This is a genomic window from Microbacterium xanthum, assembly GCF_034531355.1.
Lineage (GTDB): Bacteria > Actinomycetota > Actinomycetes > Actinomycetales > Microbacteriaceae > Microbacterium > Microbacterium xanthum.
The window spans coordinates 57,167-72,262 of the sequence record NZ_JAWHUE010000003.1 but is presented as its reverse complement, the minus strand read 5'-3'; the positions used below and the strand labels follow the sequence as shown (position 1 = coordinate 72,262).

The 15,096-nt window shown below is 69.0% G+C and carries 19 protein-coding genes and 2 tRNA genes; 13 read left to right on the top strand and 8 right to left on the bottom strand.

The features are described 5' to 3' along the window. The 5 genes from gatA (at nt 1) to RZO50_RS10345 (ending at nt 5,309) form a co-directional block, all read left to right on the top strand. Complete coding sequence (gene gatA, locus RZO50_RS10365) at nt 1–1,515, top strand: Asp-tRNA(Asn)/Glu-tRNA(Gln) amidotransferase subunit GatA (RefSeq protein ID WP_322599658.1); 1,515 nt, start codon at nt 1–3, stop codon at nt 1,513–1,515. Further along, on the top strand, nt 1,515–3,044 hold the full coding sequence (gatB, locus tag RZO50_RS10360; RefSeq protein ID WP_322599657.1) for an Asp-tRNA(Asn)/Glu-tRNA(Gln) amidotransferase subunit GatB: 1,530 nt from the start codon (nt 1,515–1,517) through the stop codon (nt 3,042–3,044). The genes gatA and gatB overlap by 1 nt, the downstream gene beginning before the upstream one ends. 66 nt (nt 3,045–3,110) lie before the next feature. Next, nucleotides 3,111–4,376: a DNA polymerase IV gene (gene dinB / locus RZO50_RS10355; RefSeq protein ID WP_322599656.1), complete on the top strand. Its 1,266-nt coding sequence runs from the start codon at nt 3,111–3,113 to the stop codon at nt 4,374–4,376. Nucleotides 4,377–4,420: 44 nt separating this feature from the next. Further along, entirely contained in the window at nt 4,421–4,741 is a 321-nt protein-coding gene (locus tag RZO50_RS10350) for a hypothetical protein (protein ID WP_322599655.1), read from the top strand. Then, nucleotides 4,716–5,309 (top strand): nucleoside/nucleotide kinase family protein, encoded by a 594-nt coding sequence (locus tag RZO50_RS10345; protein WP_322599654.1) that lies wholly within the window; start codon nt 4,716–4,718, stop codon nt 5,307–5,309. The genes RZO50_RS10350 and RZO50_RS10345 overlap by 26 nt, the downstream gene beginning before the upstream one ends. Nucleotides 5,310–5,317: 8 nt before the next feature. Here RZO50_RS10345 and RZO50_RS10340 read toward each other — a convergent pair whose 3' ends face one another. From RZO50_RS10340 to orn, 5 genes are all read right to left on the bottom strand, one after another. After that, nucleotides 5,318–5,791: a DUF2017 family protein gene (locus RZO50_RS10340; protein ID WP_322599653.1), complete on the bottom strand. Its 474-nt coding sequence runs from the start codon at nt 5,789–5,791 to the stop codon at nt 5,318–5,320. After that, nucleotides 5,788–6,081, bottom strand: coding sequence for an ATP-dependent Clp protease adapter ClpS (clpS, locus tag RZO50_RS10335; protein WP_322599652.1), 294 nt, complete (start codon nt 6,079–6,081; stop codon nt 5,788–5,790). The genes RZO50_RS10340 and clpS overlap by 4 nt, the downstream gene beginning before the upstream one ends. Then, nucleotides 6,078–6,428, bottom strand: coding sequence for a metallopeptidase family protein (locus tag RZO50_RS10330; RefSeq protein WP_322599651.1), 351 nt, complete (start codon nt 6,426–6,428; stop codon nt 6,078–6,080). Before RZO50_RS10330 ends, clpS begins: the two co-directional genes overlap by 4 nt. Continuing rightward, nucleotides 6,429–6,504 (bottom strand) — tRNA-His (locus tag RZO50_RS10325). It lies immediately after the preceding gene. 37 nt (nt 6,505–6,541) lie between these two features. Continuing rightward, complete coding sequence (gene orn / locus RZO50_RS10320) at nt 6,542–7,165, bottom strand: oligoribonuclease (RefSeq protein WP_322599650.1); 624 nt, start codon at nt 7,163–7,165, stop codon at nt 6,542–6,544. A 63-nt stretch (nt 7,166–7,228) separates the two neighbouring features. Between orn and RZO50_RS10315 the strand changes: the two genes are divergently transcribed. Beyond that, nucleotides 7,229–7,301, top strand: a tRNA-Arg gene (locus RZO50_RS10315). A 90-nt stretch (nt 7,302–7,391) separates the two neighbouring features. After that, on the top strand, nt 7,392–7,604 hold the full coding sequence (locus tag RZO50_RS10310; RefSeq protein WP_322599649.1) for a methyltransferase: 213 nt from the start codon (nt 7,392–7,394) through the stop codon (nt 7,602–7,604). Here the strand turns inward: RZO50_RS10310 and yczE are convergent. After that, nucleotides 7,564–8,190 (bottom strand): membrane protein YczE, encoded by a 627-nt coding sequence (gene yczE, locus RZO50_RS10305; RefSeq protein WP_322599648.1) that lies wholly within the window; start codon nt 8,188–8,190, stop codon nt 7,564–7,566. The two genes, RZO50_RS10310 and yczE, sit on opposite strands and share 41 nt — an antisense overlap. A gap of 62 nt (nt 8,191–8,252) precedes the next feature. On the opposite strand from yczE, the gene yczR reads away from it, so the two are divergent. After that, nucleotides 8,253–9,677 carry a MocR-like transcription factor YczR gene (yczR, locus tag RZO50_RS10300; protein ID WP_322599647.1) on the top strand — a complete coding sequence of 475 codons (1,425 nt, stop codon included), beginning with the start codon at nt 8,253–8,255 and terminating at the stop codon, nt 9,675–9,677. A gap of 24 nt (nt 9,678–9,701) precedes the next feature. Here the strand turns inward: yczR and RZO50_RS10295 are convergent, their stop codons facing one another. Beyond that, the gene (locus RZO50_RS10295) at nt 9,702–9,953 is read right to left on the bottom strand and encodes a hypothetical protein (RefSeq protein ID WP_322599646.1); all 252 of its coding nucleotides are present in this window, start codon (nt 9,951–9,953) and stop codon (nt 9,702–9,704) included. A gap of 201 nt (nt 9,954–10,154) precedes the next feature. Between RZO50_RS10295 and ssb the strand changes: the two genes are divergently transcribed. The 4 genes from ssb to RZO50_RS10275 all read left to right on the top strand — a co-directional run bounded on the left by ssb (nt 10,155) and on the right by RZO50_RS10275 (nt 13,457). Further along, nucleotides 10,155–10,667, top strand: a complete 513-nt coding sequence (gene ssb / locus RZO50_RS10290; RefSeq protein WP_322599645.1) for a single-stranded DNA-binding protein — start codon at nt 10,155–10,157, stop codon at nt 10,665–10,667. A 123-nt stretch (nt 10,668–10,790) separates the two neighbouring features. Beyond that, entirely contained in the window at nt 10,791–11,243 is a 453-nt protein-coding gene (locus RZO50_RS10285; RefSeq protein WP_322599644.1) for a DUF6993 domain-containing protein, read from the top strand. A 53-nt stretch (nt 11,244–11,296) separates the two neighbouring features. Further along, nucleotides 11,297–12,976, top strand: coding sequence for an energy-dependent translational throttle protein EttA (ettA, locus tag RZO50_RS10280; RefSeq protein ID WP_322599643.1), 1,680 nt, complete (start codon nt 11,297–11,299; stop codon nt 12,974–12,976). Beyond that, nucleotides 12,969–13,457, top strand: coding sequence for an acyl-CoA thioesterase (locus RZO50_RS10275; protein ID WP_322599642.1), 489 nt, complete (start codon nt 12,969–12,971; stop codon nt 13,455–13,457). The genes ettA and RZO50_RS10275 overlap by 8 nt, the downstream gene beginning before the upstream one ends. A gap of 14 nt (nt 13,458–13,471) precedes the next feature. On the opposite strand, the gene RZO50_RS10270 is transcribed toward RZO50_RS10275, so the two are convergent. Next, the gene (locus RZO50_RS10270; RefSeq protein WP_322599641.1) at nt 13,472–14,368 is read right to left on the bottom strand and encodes an acyl-CoA thioesterase; all 897 of its coding nucleotides are present in this window, start codon (nt 14,366–14,368) and stop codon (nt 13,472–13,474) included. A gap of 59 nt (nt 14,369–14,427) precedes the next feature. Here RZO50_RS10270 and RZO50_RS10265 point away from each other — a divergent pair, with 59 nt between their 5' ends. Further along, entirely contained in the window at nt 14,428–15,096 is a 669-nt protein-coding gene (locus RZO50_RS10265) for a hypothetical protein (protein WP_322599640.1), read from the top strand.

The window sequence follows — 15,096 nt, the reverse complement described above, 5'->3', positions numbered from 1 at the left end:
GTGAACGAGATCACCACGCTCTCCGCCGCCGCGCTGGCGGACAGACTCGCCGCGGGCGAGCTCTCCAGTGTCGAGGCGACCCAGGCCCACCTCGACCGGATCGCCGACGTCGACAGCGACATCCACGCGTACCTGCACGTGAGTGACCACGCCCTCGACGTGGCGGCCGACATCGACCGGCGTCGTGCGTCCGGGGAGCGCCTCGGGGTCCTCGCAGGCGTCCCGCTGGCCATCAAGGACGTCCTGGTGACCACGGACATGCCCTCCACGAGTGGATCGAAGATCCTCGAGGGGTACATGTCGCCGTACGACGCCACGGTCGTCGCGCGCTCCCGCGCGGCCGGTCTCGTGCCGCTCGGCAAGACGAACATGGACGAGTTCGCGATGGGTTCCTCGACCGAGCATTCCGCGTACGGCCCCACTCGGAACCCGTGGGATCTCGACAGGATCCCGGGCGGATCCGGGGGTGGCTCGGCCGCAGCTGTGGCTGCATACGAGGCACCGCTCGCGCTCGGGTCGGACACGGGCGGCTCCATCCGGCAGCCCGCGCACGTCACGGGCACGGTCGGCGTCAAGCCGACCTATGGCGCCGTCAGCCGCTACGGCGCCATCGCGCTCGCCTCAAGCCTGGACCAGGTCGGACCGGTGACCCGCACGGTGCTGGACGCCGGACTGCTGCACGACGTCATCGGCGGTCACGACGCGGCGGATGCCACATCGCTTCCGGATGCCTGGCCTTCGTTCGCCGCTGCCGCGCGTGAGGGTGCCCGCGGTGATGTCCTGAAGGGGCTGCGGGTCGGCGTGATCCGCGAGCTCGGAGACGACGGCTTCCAGGCTGGGGTCACCTCGGCCTTCCGGGCCTCCTTGGCGCAGATGGAAGCCGCGGGGGCGGAGATCGTCGAGGTCAGCGCGCCCCACTTCGAATACGGTGTGGCGGCGTACTACCTCGTCCTGCCCGCCGAGGCCTCGAGCAACCTCGCGAAGTTCGACTCTGTCCGCTTCGGCATGCGCGTGACTCCGCACGCCGGGGCGACCGTCGAGGAGGTCATGGCGGCCACGCGCGACGCGGGGTTCGGTGACGAGGTCAAGCGCCGTATCATCCTCGGCACCTATGCCCTGTCGGCCGGGTACTACGACGCGTATTACGGCTCGGCGCAGAAGGTGCGGACGCTCATCCAGTCCGACTTCGATGCCGCCTTCGCATCGGTCGACGTGATCGCGACTCCCACCGCCCCCACGACCGCCTTCCGGCTGGGGGAGAAGCTCGACGACCCGATGCAGATGTATCTCAACGACGTCACGACGATTCCGGCCAACCTCGCCGGTGTGCCGGGCATCTCCATCCCCGCCGGCATCGCGGAGGAGGACGGTCTGCCCGTCGGCATCCAATTCCTCGCGCCCGCACGCGAAGACGTCCGACTGTACCGGGTCGGTGCCGCCCTCGAGGCACGACTGATCGATTCGTGGGGTGGTCCGCTCTTGGACCGCGCACCCGTCCTGGGAGGAACCCGCTGATGGCCGGTGTCAAGCTGATGGACTTCGACGAGGCGCTCGAGCGATTCGAGCCGGTCCTCGGGTTCGAGGTGCACGTCGAACTCAACACGCGCACGAAGATGTTCTCCGGCGCGCCCAACCCCGCTCATCCGGACAACCACGATGCGGCGCCGAACACGCTCGTCGCACCCGTCGACATGGGTCTGCCGGGGTCGCTCCCGGTCGTGAACGAGGAGGCGGTGCGGTCCTCCATCAGTCTGGGTCTCGCGCTCGGATGCTCGATCGCGCCGTCGAGCCGCTTCGCCCGGAAGAACTACTTCTACCCCGACCTCGGCAAGAATTACCAGATCTCGCAGTACGACGAGCCGATCGCCTTCGAGGGTCGCGTCGAGGTCGAGCTGGAGGACGGCAGCATCGTCGAGGTGCCGATCGAACGCGCCCACATGGAGGAGGACGCCGGCAAGCTCACGCACATGGGCGGCGCGACCGGGCGCATCCAGGGCGCCGAGTACTCCCTCGTGGACTACAACCGTGCGGGAGTCCCACTGGTGGAGATCGTCACCAAGCCGATCTTCGGCGCCGAGCACCGCGCCCCGGACATCGCCAAGGCCTACGTCGCGACCATCCGCGACATCGTGCGGTCGCTCGGCATCTCCGAGGCACGCATGGAGCGTGGCAACCTGCGGTGCGACGCCAACGTGTCGCTGCGCCCGCGCACGCCGGAGGGTGACGAGCCCGCGCCGCTCGGCACGCGAACCGAGACCAAGAACGTGAACTCGATGCGGTCGGTCGAACGGGCGGTGCGCTACGAGATTCAGCGTCAGGCGGCGATCCTGGCTGCGGGGGGCACGATCATCCAGGAGACACGGCACTGGCACGAGGACACCGGTACGACCTCTCCCGGCCGCCCCAAGTCCGACGCGGACGACTACCGCTACTTCCCGGAGCCGGACCTGCTTCCGGTCGCGCCCGCCGACGCACTCGTGGAGCAGTTGCGTGGCGCCCTTCCGGAAGCGCCCGCCGCGCACCGGCGGCGTCTGAAGGCCGCGTGGGGTTTCACCGACCTCGAGTTCCAGGACGTTCGCAACGGCGGGCTCCTCACCGAGGTCGAGGCCACGATCGCCGCCGGTGCGTCGCCCGCGTCCGCGCGGAAGTGGTGGACCGGTGAGATCAGCCGCATCGCGAACGCACGAAACGCGGAGCCCGGTTCGCTTGTGACCCCCGCGGACGTCGCCGCCCTCCAGGGGCTCGTGGATGCCGGCACGCTTACCGACAAGCTCGCGCGGCAGGTGCTCGAGGCGATGATCGCCGGGGAAGGTTCCCCCCAGGAGATCGTCGATGCGCGTGGTCTTGCCGTGGTCTCCGACGACGGCGCGCTCGTCGCCGCGATCGACGACGCCCTTGCGGCGCAGCCCGATGTGCTCGAGAAGATCCGCGACGGCAAGGTCCAGGCTGCGGGAGCCATCATCGGCGCGGTGATGAAGGCCATGCGCGGCCAGGCCGACGCCGCTCGTGTGCGCGAGCTGATTCTGGAACGCGCCGCGCAGTGACCCACGTCCGGGTCGCCGGTCCGCGACGCCGCGCGCGATGTCGGCGGCCTGGACGACAATAGAAGGATGGGACGCGGGGACGGCTCCGGGCGCATCGTCTCGCCGCCGGGTGCCGATGACACCGGAGCGGGCATCCTCCATGTCGACATGGATGCGTTCTATGCCGCCGCCGAGGTGCTCCACGACCCGTCGCTCGCGGGTAGACCCCTCATCGTCGGCGCTCCCGAGGGGCGCGGCGTGGTCTCCAGTGCGTCGTATGAGGCACGCCGCTTCGGCGTCCGGTCGGCGATGCCGGTGGGCCAAGCGCTGCGCCTGTGCCCGTCGGCCGTCGTGGTGCCGCCGCATTTCGACCGTTATGTCGCGTTGTCGCGACAGGTGATGGAGATCTTCCGCGACGTGACGCCGCTGGTCGAGCCCCTGTCCATCGACGAAGCGTTCCTCGACGTCCGCGGGGCTCGGAGGCTGTGGGGAAGCCCTGGAGCCATCGCGCGGATGCTGCGCGAGAAGGTGCGCGCCGAGACCGGTCTCACGTGCAGTGTCGGGGCCGCGGCGACCAAGCACGTCGCGAAGATGGCGTCGACGATCAGCAAACCCGACGGCCTGCTGATCGTCCCCGAGGCCGATACCGCTTCGTTCCTCGCGGCGCGCCCGGTGCGCGCGCTCTGGGGTGTGGGCCCGAAGGCCGCGGAGGCACTCGAGGCGCGCGGACTGCGCACCGTCGCGGATGTTCTGGAAGCGCCCACGGCCGTGCTGGAGCGTGCCCTGGGGCCGGCGATGGCCGATCGTGTCTGGCACCTCTCCCGCGGTATCGATCCTCGCGAGGTCACGACGGACCGTGTCGAAAAGAGCGTGGGGCACGAGGAGACCTTCGGGGACGACATCGATGATCCTCGCGTGCTCCGCTCGGAGCTGCGTCGCCTCGCGGACCGGGTGGCAGCGCGGCTGCGCTCCCACGGGTGGGACGCGGGAGTGGTGGCCGTCAAGATCCGCCTGGCCGATTTCACCACGCTCTCGCGGTCGCAGACGCTGCCCGAACCGACCTCCGTCGGTCAGCGGATCGGCGAGACGGCGATCGGGTTGTTCGAGTCCGTCCCTCGCGAGCTGCCCGTCCGCCTCATCGGGGTGCGGGGCGAGAAGCTCCGTCCGTCCGGCGGGGGAGCGCTGGCGCTGTGGGACGACGACGAGGACTGGCGGCGTGTCGAGGACGCGCTCGACGGCGCCGCCGCCAAGTTCGGCAAAGGGGCGGTCACCCGCGCCACCCTTCTCGGACCCGGCCGTGGGGGCGGGGGAGCGCCTTCGCACCCGCGACTGGACGATCCGAGGTCTTCCTGACCCGACCGGTGTACCGGCCTGCTCGAAGCGAGTAGCGTGGCATCATGCCCAACATCGCACTCGAACTCGGCAAGCAGTCGGCGTCCTTCGGCGTGAACAGCGCATACGGCGAGCAGCAGGACGTCGACGGCGTCCGCATCGTGCCCGTCGCCCTCTCCTGGTCGGGGTTCGGGGGCGGAAACGACGACGCGGGCAACGGCGGCGGGGGAGGCGGCGGGTACGCGATCCCGCTCGGGGCATACATCCGGCGCGGCGACGATCTGCGCTTCGAGCCGAACGTGGTCTCGCTGCTCGCCGTCGCGATTCCCTTCATCTGGGTCGCGGGCCGCTCGCTCAGCCGTGTCATCCGCATCCTCAAGAAGTAATCGCGACCCGGTCGATCACGCCCTTGCTCGCGCGACCGCGGTCGTGCGTGACGCGGTCGCCGCCACCGCCGCGTCGAACCCGGTGGTGCTCATCGACGGGCGAAGCGGTGCCGGGAAGAGCTCGTTGGCTCGGCGTCTGGTCCGGGATTGGCCGATGCGCGGGCGGGTGCAGTCCATCGCGCTGGACGCGATCTATCCGGGGTGGGATGGGCTGCGCGAAGGGGTCGATCTGGCGCGCACCGAGATCCTCGTGCCGCACGCGAGGGGGATCATCGGGGTGTGGCGCAGTTGGGATTGGGATCGTGACGGCTGGGATGCCGCGCATGCCGTGGACCCCTCGTTGCCGTTGATCGTCGAGGGGGCAGGGCTGCTCACGCGGGCGACGGCGACGCTCGGAGACGTCCGCGTGTGGCTCGAGTCGCCGACGACCTCACGTCGACGGCGGGCGCTCGATCGCGACGGCGAGACGTACCGGCCGCACTGGGACCGCTGGGCGGCTCAGGAGGAGCGCCACATCGCGGAGGACGAACCCGCTGCGCACGCCACCCACGTCCTTCCGGTGCCCTGACCGCGACGTCACGTGTCGAGGGCCTGGACCAGACCGTCGAGACGGTAACCTAGCCATTCGTAGACGCCGAAGCGCGGGTCGTCGGGGTCACCGTCATCTTCTCCGCGGATGCCGAGCCGTTCGGCGAGCACCAGCCGGAGAGCGGCAAGGCAACGCATCCAGGCTGCCGCCGTGTCGGGTGGGAGCGGAAGCTCGACCGGCTCGATGGCGGTCGGGTCTGCGCTCCGCAGCGGCGCGAGCGATGACAGCACCCGCGCGGCGTCCTCGCCGCGTCGCTCCAACAAGGACGACTGCGTGAGCCTGCGGAACTCGGCCGCCCCCTCCGGATCGTCCGCGTACGCATCGGGCACGAGGCGGGCCACGGCGGGGTCGGTCGTCGGTGCCGATGCCGTGAGGAGCTGCGCGAACTGGCCGACCACGTCGGACAGGTGCGCCGCTTCCAGGGGTGTCATCTCGAGGATCAGGGTCTTCTGTCCGGTCACTCCGGTACCTCTCTCACGGTCGCCCAGAGGCCGAAGTCGTGCATGGCCTGGGCGTGCAGCTCCATCTGTTCGCGGGCGCCCTCGGCCACCACCGCATGTCCGTCGTGGTGGACGGCCAGCATGAGATATTCAGCCCGCTCCCGGGGGTATCCGAAGTAGACCCGGAAGACATGCACGACGTAGCTCATCAGGTTGACCGGATCATTCCAGACGACCGTCTGCCAGCCCCGCGACACGCGATCCTGCTCGATGACGTGGTCATCGAGGTCGGGCAGAGCGGCGACGTTCATGCCCACCCCAGCTCATGCAGGCGGTCGTCGTCGATTCCGTAGAAGTGGGCGATCTCGTGCACGAGGGTGGTGTGCACCTCGTCGCGCAGCTCGTCCTCGTCGGCACAGCGGTCCAGATGGGGTTCGCGGTAGACGATGATGCGATCCGGCAACTCGCCCATTCCGTAACGGTCGCGCTCGGTCAGCGACCAGCCGTCGTAGAGTCCGAGAAGGTCGAGGCTCCCGTCATCCGGGCGATCTTCGACGACGAAGACGACATTGTCGAGGCCGTCGACCATGTCGTCGGGCAAGCGATCGAGCTCGTCGACGACGAGCGCTTCGAATGTCTCGGCATCCATGTCACGCATTGGGGTGGCTAACGGGACTTGAACCCGCGACCCCCGCGACCACAACGCGGTGCTCTACCAACTGAGCTATAGCCACCATGTCCTCCCGGCGAGCGGGCAACCAGACGATTCTCTCACATATTCGGAGCGAACGACGACACGACCGAGGCGGCCGCGGTGCGTGCGTGATCGCTGGTCGGCCCGGGCTCGGGGACGAACACCGCCTGGCGGTAGTACGCCAGTTCCCGGATCGACTCCTTGATGTCCGCGAGCGCGCGGTGGCCGCCGTCCTTGGTCGGCGCGTGGATGTAGGCGCGGGGGTACCAGCGTCGGGAGAGCTCCTTGATGCTGGACACATCGACGTTCCGGTAGTGCAGGTACTCATCGACCTCCGGCATGTACTTGGCCAGGAACATCCGGTCGGTGCCGATCGTGTTGCCCGCCAGCGGTGCCTTCCCTGCGAGAGGCGCGAACCGACGGATGTACTGCAACGTCTGCGCCTGGGCATCGGCGAGGCTCACCCCGTGCGGCATCTCGTCGATGAGACCCGACGACTCGTGCATGGACGTGACGAAATCGTTCATGTGCGACAGCGCCGCCTCGGAGGGCTTGATCACCACCTGGAACCCCGGATCGAGCATTCGAAGCTCGAAGTCGGTCACCACGACGGCGATCTCGACGAGCTCGTCGACCGTGAGGTCGAGTCCCGTCATCTCGCAGTCGATCCATACGAGTCTGTCGTTCTCGCTCCCGGCCATGAGAGTCATCCTATCGACGACGCCGTCACCGGCCCCGTGCGCGGCGGACGCTACTCTGGAAGGGCCCTCGTAGCTCAATGGATAGAGCATCGGCCTTCTAATCCGGTGGTTGCAGGTTCGAGTCCTGTCGGGGGCGCTCCCGCGCCCGTCGGGCTCGACGCGACCACCCCCTTTTGCCTGCGCCCGGTTCGGCGTATGTTCGGCACCGATGGAAGGGAGTCACACCATGGCATCGACCGATACCGCACACGGACTGTGGGTCGCCTACGGGCCCGCCGGAGTCGTGGGGAGCATCCGCCACGACGAGACGGGATACACCGTCACCATGGCCGGCGCCGACGAGGCGACCGGCACCTACCCCACGATGGAGGTCGCGAAGAACGCCCTCCACGCGCACCTCAAGCCCGGTTCGGACTGGCCGCAGTTCCGACAGCACTGATTCGCCGACGCGGCGTTCGCGTGTCGAAGAGCGGCAGCGCGACGTGCACGAGCGGGCCGATCAGCAGCGCGAACAGCACGGTGCCGACGCCGACCGTGCCCCCGAGGATCCATCCGAGGGCGAGCACGCTGATCTCCACCGTGCCGCGGGCGAGGTAGATCGGCCATCCCCAGCGCGCACAGATCCCGGTCATGAGGCCGTCTCGCGGCCCCGGTCCGAAATCCGCGCCGATGTACACGCCGGACGCGACGGCGACGAGGACGATCCCCGCGACGCACATCGCCGGCTGGGCGAGAGGATCCTGCACCGGCGGCACGAGATCGACCACGGCCTGCATGGCGGTGCCGACGAGGAGGATGTTCGCGATCGTGCCCGCGCCGGGGCGTTGCCGCAACGGCACCCAGAGCAGCATCACGGCCACGCCGATGAGGTTGGTCATCCAGCCCACCCCGATGCCGGTGCGGGTCGAGAGCCCTTCGGCCAGGACGGTCCACGGGTCCACGCCGATCCCCGCGCGGACCGTCAAGGCGCATCCGGCTCCGTAGAGCGACAGGCCGAGGAGCAATTGCACGAGGTGGCGGATCATGATTGCGATCCAATCGCACGATTGGCTATACGCAAACGAGCCAATATGGTACAGCTGGCCTCATGGATGCGAAGATCTCGGCTCGTGCCCTGACGGCGGCAATCGGAGGATGGCGCTCGCGCGACCCCGCCTACGAAGCGCTGGCCGACGCGGTGCGCCTGCTGTGCATGGACAACCGGATCGCACCGCGAACCGTGCTCCCCGCGGAACGCGAATTGGCCCAGGCGCTCGGGGTCAGCCGCAGCACGGTCGCGGCGGCGTATCGCAGCCTGCGGGAGTCGGGCCACATCGCCAGCGTCCGGGGGTCGGGCTCTGTCACACTTCCCCTGATGCGCGACGATCCGGGGCTGACGAGTGCTGCCGAGGGAGCGATCGACCTTCAGCAGGCGAGTCCACCGGCTTGGCCGGGCCTTGCCGGTGTCATCGGCGAAGCCGTGACAGGCGCCGCCGCGATCGTGCGTCGTTCCGGCTACGACATGGTCGGTGACGCACGCCTTCGTCGCGGCATCGCCGAACGATACGCCGCGCGAGGGCTTCCGACCCACCCCGATCAGATCCTGATCACCAACGGGGCCCAGAGCGCCATCCACCTTCTGGCGCGGACCCTCGTCAGCCGCGGGGACCGCGTTCTTCTCGAGACCCCGACGTACCCGCATGCGGCGGATGCCTTCCGCCGTGCCGGTGCGCGGCTGGTCGGGGTGCCCGTGACGACGGGCGAGGGATGGGATCTCGATCGCGCGGTTCAAGCTTTCGGTCGAACCATGCCGAACCTCGCTTACCTCATGCCGGACTACCAGAACCCGACGGGGCGGTCGATGTCGGACGGCGAGCGTGCGACGTTCCTGCGCGAGGCCGAGCGTGTCGGCACGACGCTGATCGTCGACGAGACGACAGCGGACCTCGGCATCGACACCCTCACCGGTGAGCGCTCCTTCCGCGCGGCCGATCCTGCCCATGTCGTGCGGATCGGGTCGGTGGGAAAGACCGTCTGGGGTGGACTGCGGGTGGGCTGGATCCGGGGCGAGGTGGCTCTGCTCCGGCGTCTGGTCGCCGCCCGCCCGGTCGGCGACCTCGGGACGCCGGAACTGGAGCAGGACATCGCCCGGCGTCTGGTGACCCGCATGGACGAGATCGTCGCGCAACGCGCCCACGTCCTCGGTGTCGGGCGGGACGCATTGGTCGAAACGCTGCGCGAGGAGCTCCCCGAGTGGGCGGTTCCCTCGGTGCATGGCGGGGTTTCTCTCTGGGTCGAGCTGGACGCGCCGTTGAGCTCCGCGCTCGTTCTCGACGTCCGCGCGCGGGGCCTTCTGCTCTCGGCGGGCCCGCGCTTCTCCGTCGATGGTGGACACGACCGCCATCTCCGCATCCCGTTCACCGCTTCCCCCGACACCTTGCGGCGGGCCGCCCGCATCCTCGCCGATCGGTGGCCGGACGTGCGGCGGTCGGCACCGCATGTCGGAGCGGCGGCGCTCGCCCCCGTCGTCTGATCCGCGCCCGTGAGGCGCGTGTGCTCATGAGTACCGGATGCACTCGACGGCGTCGTCGGCGGACCAGAAGTCTCCGAGGTCGAGGAAGCCGTGCCGGATCGGGCTGAGGCGGCGTGCTCGCCACCGTGCCGCCCCGTCATCGGCGGCGCGCTGAAGGTGTCCGAGGATTCTGCCGTGTCGGTCGACCACCCGCCACAGGCCGAACGCGGCAGGTTGGAGGCGCAACGGCGTCGGCCTCGACAGGTGTGGGGCCGAACTGTCGGTGGTCGAGATCATCGCATTCTCCTTCCGGAAGTCGAACGTACATTCGACCTCGGACATCGCGTCCACCCGCCCTCCACACCCCGGGACCGGGAGCGGACTGTCCACGACTTCCGCCGGGGCCGCGAACGAAACTCCTCCGAGCGCGACGCTGGTGTCGGCGGCCACAGGGTCGTGAGAGGCACCGCGGGCTACGCCCCGCCGGAAGGAGCAGACATGAACGACACCATCACCGTCGTGGGCAACCTCGCCGCGCCCCCGGAGGTTCGGCGACTCCCCGACGGGACGCCCGTCACGAGCTTCCGTCTCGCGTCCAACAGGAGACGCTACGACAGTGCGGCGGGGCGCTATGTCGACGTCGAGACGAACTTCTACACCGTCTCGACCTATCGCGAGTTCAGCGAGCACGTCGCCCGCTCGCTGAGCAAGGGCAGCCGGGTGGTGGTGACCGGGCAACTGCGTCTGCGTTCCTGGCGTACCGAGAACGGATGGCGCACCTCGCCGGAAGTCGAGGCCGACGCGATCGGCTGCGACCTCCGGTACGGGACGACGACGTACACGGCGCGCGAGAGAGAAGACGGTCAGGGCCGGGGCTCGAGCGACGACGAGTGGGCGCCGGCTCCTCCCGACCCCGTCACCGCGCAGTCGACGGAGGATGCGGGCGCACGTCCCACCCGTTCGGGAGGAGACTGGGGAGCCCCTGTCGGATCCGAGCCGACGCCGTTCTGAGCGGACGTGCGCATCGCTCCCCGTAGACTCGGCGGGGTGTCCCCGCGCCTGCGTTCTTCCCGTCGTCCGCATTCGCCCGCGCCGGCCTCGCACGCGCTGCGCCGGTGGGGAGGCGTGTTCTGCGTGAGCAGCGTGATCGCACTCGCCGGCTGTAGCGCCTTCGGAGCCGTCGACGAGCCGGCGGCCACCTCCACCCCCACCATCTCGATCGATGTCACGCCGACGCCCTCGGAGTCGACCGAGCCGGGGTTGGCGCCCGAGGGAACGGCCGCCGAGAACCTCGCGTACTTCACCGCGGTCGTCGACGAGGTGTGGGCCGGAGCCGACGCCGACGCCGGTCGCTCCTACGTCGACGCCCTCGTGGCGGCCGGCTTCGACAAGGCCGCCATGCAGGTCACCGAGGACATGTCGACCGTCGGGAACCCCGCCGAGAGTATCCAGTTCTCCGTCGAGTGGGGGGAGGAGTGCCTCGTCGGACAGGTCGGACCCGCGACGGGAGATCCGTTCACCGTCGTCGTCGACGCACTGCCGGGCGGCGGGTGCCTGCTCGGGCAGACCCGACCGATCGATTGGTGAGTGCTCGGCGGTGCACACGGCGACGGCGACGACCCGCATAGACTGGTCGGGCTATGGCTGAGTACATCTATCAGATGGTCCGCGCGCGTAAGGCCGTGGGCGAGAAGTTGATCCTTGACGACGTCACGATGTCGTTCCTCCCCGGCGCGAAGATCGGCATGGTCGGCCCGAACGGCGCCGGGAAGTCGACGATCCTGAAGATCATGGCGGGACTGGACCAGCCCTCCAACGGGGAGGCGAAACTCACCCCGGGCTTCACCGTCGGGATCCTCATGCAGGAGCCCGAGCTCGATGAGTCCAAGACGGTCCTGGAGAACATCCAGGACGGCGTCGCCATCAAGGCCAAGCTCGACCGATTCAACGAGATCTCGGCGCTCATGAGCGACCCGGATGCGGACTTCGATGCGCTGCTCGCCGAGATGGGCCAGCTGCAGGAGGAGATCGACGCGGCTGATGCGTGGGACCTCGACTCCCAGCTCGAGCAGGCGATGAGTGCACTGCGCACCCCTCCCGGTGACGCGGAGATCTCGCACCTGTCCGGCGGTGAGAAACGACGCGTCGCGCTCACCAAGCTGCTCCTTCAGAAGCCCGATCTGTTGCTCCTGGACGAGCCGACGAACCATCTCGACGCCGAGAGCGTGCTGTGGCTCGAGCAGCATCTGCAGAAGTACGCCGGCGCCGTCATCGCCATCACGCACGACCGGTACTTCCTCGACAACGTCGCCGAATGGATCGCCGAAGTCGACCGAGGCCGCCTCTACCCGTACGAGGGCAACTACTCCACCTATCTCGAGAAGAAGCGGGAGCGTCTGGAGGTCCAGGGCAAGAAGGACGCCAAGCTCGCCAAGCGGCTCTCCGAAGAGCTCGACTGGGTCCGCTCGAACACCAAGGGCCGTCAGGCGAAGTCGAAAGCCCGCCTCGCGCGTTACGAGGAGATGGCCGCGGAAGCCGAGCGCACGCGCAAGCTGGACTTCGAAGAGATCCAGATTCCGCCGGGCCCCCGGCTGGGCAACATCGTCATCGAGGCGAAGAAGCTGCGGAAGGGGTTCGACGGTCGCTCGCTCATGGACGGGCTGAGCTTCAGCCTCCCGCCGAACGGCATCGTCGGAGTCATCGGCCCGAACGGCGTCGGCAAGACCACCCTGTTCAAGACCATCGTGGGACTCGAGCCCCTCGACGGCGGCGACCTCAAGGTCGGCGAGACGGTGAAGATCAGCTATGTCGATCAGACCCGCTCGAACATCGATCCCGACAAGTCGCTGTGGGAGGTCGTGTCGGACGGACTGGACATCATCACCGTCGGCAAGACCGAGATCCCCTCACGCGCGTACGTGTCGAAGTTCGGCTTCAAGGGGCCGGACCAGCAGAAGAAGGCCGGGGTGCTCTCCGGTGGTGAGCGCAACCGGCTGAACCTCGCGCTCACGCTCAAGGAGGGCGGGAACCTCCTGCTCCTGGATGAGCCGACCAACGACCTCGACGTCGAGACGCTCGGGTCGCTCGAGAACGCGCTCCTGGAGTTCCCCGGCTGCGCCGTCGTGATCACACACGACCGGTGGTTCCTCGACCGCATCGCCACGCATATCCTCGCGTACGAGGGAACCGACGAGAACCCCGACCGCTGGTACTGGTTCGAGGGCAACTTCGAAGCATACGAGCAGAACAAGCTGGAGCGCCTGGGTCCCGATGCGCTGAACCGCGCGAGTTCGACGTACCGCAAGCTCACGCGTGACTGAGCCTGCCGGCGGGCGCCTGCACATCCCCATCCATCTGCGGTGGGGCGACCTCGACGCGTTCAACCACGTCAACAACGCCACGATGCTCAAGCTCCTCGAGGAGGCACGGGTGCGGGCGTTCTGGGCGCCGCAGTCGGGGGAGAGCGCACCCCCGACGGCGGTGCTCGACTCCGGTCTTCACAGCGGCGTGCTCACGCTGATCGCGCGGCAGGAGATCGAGTACCTGGCGCCGGTGCCCTACCGACGTGACCCGTTGGACGTCCAGATCTGGTTCGGTCGGCTCGGAGGTTCGAGCATCGAGGTCTGCTACGAGGTCTGCGGTCCGCTCACCGACCCCGAGCCGCAGGTGTACGCGCGGGCGACCGGAGTGGTCGTCAAGGTCGATGCCGCCACCGGACGGCCGATGAAGCTGTCGTCTGAGGAGAGGGCAGCCTGGGAGCCGTTCCTGGGGGAGCCGATCGTCTTCGGCCACCGCCGCTGACCATCGGTGACGGGTCACGAGGTCGGGACCCGCACCATCACCTCCTGGGCGACGCTGGCGACCAGGGTGCCGCTCTGGGAAAAGATCCGGCCGGTGCCCAGGCCGCGGCCTCCGCGCGCGCTCGGTGATTCCTGGACGTAGAGCAGCCATTCGTCGACGCGTGCGGCGCGGTGCCACCACATCGCGTGGTCCAGACTGGCGACCTTGAGTCCGCGGTGCGCCCATGCGATGCCGTGGGCGCGGAGGATGGACTCCTGGATCGTCAGGTCGCTCATGTATGCCAGGACCGCGCGGTGCACCCGCGGGTCGTCGCCGATCGCACGGCGCACGCGCAGCCAGACCGCCTGGCTCGGGCTGTGCTCGCCGTCCACCGAGAGGTAGATCGGCGACGGGATGTGCCGGACATCGATCGGCCGGTCGATGAACAGACTTCTCGACATCGGATGCATCCCCGGCAGCAGTGCTTCGATGTCGGGAAGGTCCTCCGGCGCGGGAAGTCCTTCCGGCATGGACGACTGATGTGCCAGACCCGGATCCTCATCCTGGAACGAGGCGATCATCGAGAAGATCGGGACGCCGTCTTGGAAGGCCTGTGTCCGACGAGTCGAGAACGATCGGCCGTCGTGGATGCGGTCGACCGAGAAGGTGATGCCCTTGGCGGAATCTCCCGGGCGCAGGAAGTAACCGTGCATCGAATGGACCGCACGATCGGCGGGGATCGTCCGCTCGGCCGCAACGATCGACTGTGCGAGTACCTGTCCGCCGAACACGCGTCCCTGCGGCATCGCATGGGAGGCCCCGGTGAAGATGTCTTCCGTCGTCCGGGCTTCGGTCGCCGAGAGGTCGAGCACATCGAGCATGGCCGCGACGGGGTCTCGGTCGGCGGAAGCGGTCGTTTCCGCATCGGTCATATGGCCTCCGGTTGCCGCTCGGGCCGCGCGGCGCACGGCTGGTCGATAGTCTAGGTCGGATGTCCTCGCGCCTCCTGCTCGCCGATCGGCACGCCGCCGCCGATGCCCTCACCTTCGCGGGGCGATCCCGTTCCCTGGGCGACGGGGCGGTCCGGCTTCGGTCATCCGGGGGAGTGCTGGTGATGACCTCGGCGCCGCTCGCACCGCGGGGACTGTTGGATCGCACGCCGACGGTGCTCGCCATGCGCATGCTGCCGGCCGATCCGGAACTCGAGTGCGATCTCGTGGTCGACGCCGGTGCCCTGGGCCTGGACGAGACCGAGACCGCTCTGGCGCTGCCGGACTCCGCGGTATCGGCGCCGTGGGCGGGCGTTTCCCCGCCACGCGGCGGGTGGCGCGTCGCGGGCGATATCGCCGCGGCCGTGCTCGCCGCCCGCGCGCAGTCCGGCATCGCGCAGGTCGCCCGCGCGATGCCGGCGGATCCCGGCGAAGAGGTGGTGCGCGAGGTGCGCGCCGCGGTGTGGGGAGTGCCCGACGCGCTCCTGGGGGAGCTGCCGCTGGGCGCTGCCTTCGCCGCTTTCGCGATGGGATTCATCGTCGGCGAGGAGACCGCTCGCGTCTTCGAGAGCGGACCCTGGACCCGCATCACGCTCGACCGCGGACACGTCCTCGTGCGGGGGCCGGTCCGCGTCGGACTCACCGAGGTGCGCGCCACAGGCGCCGGCTGA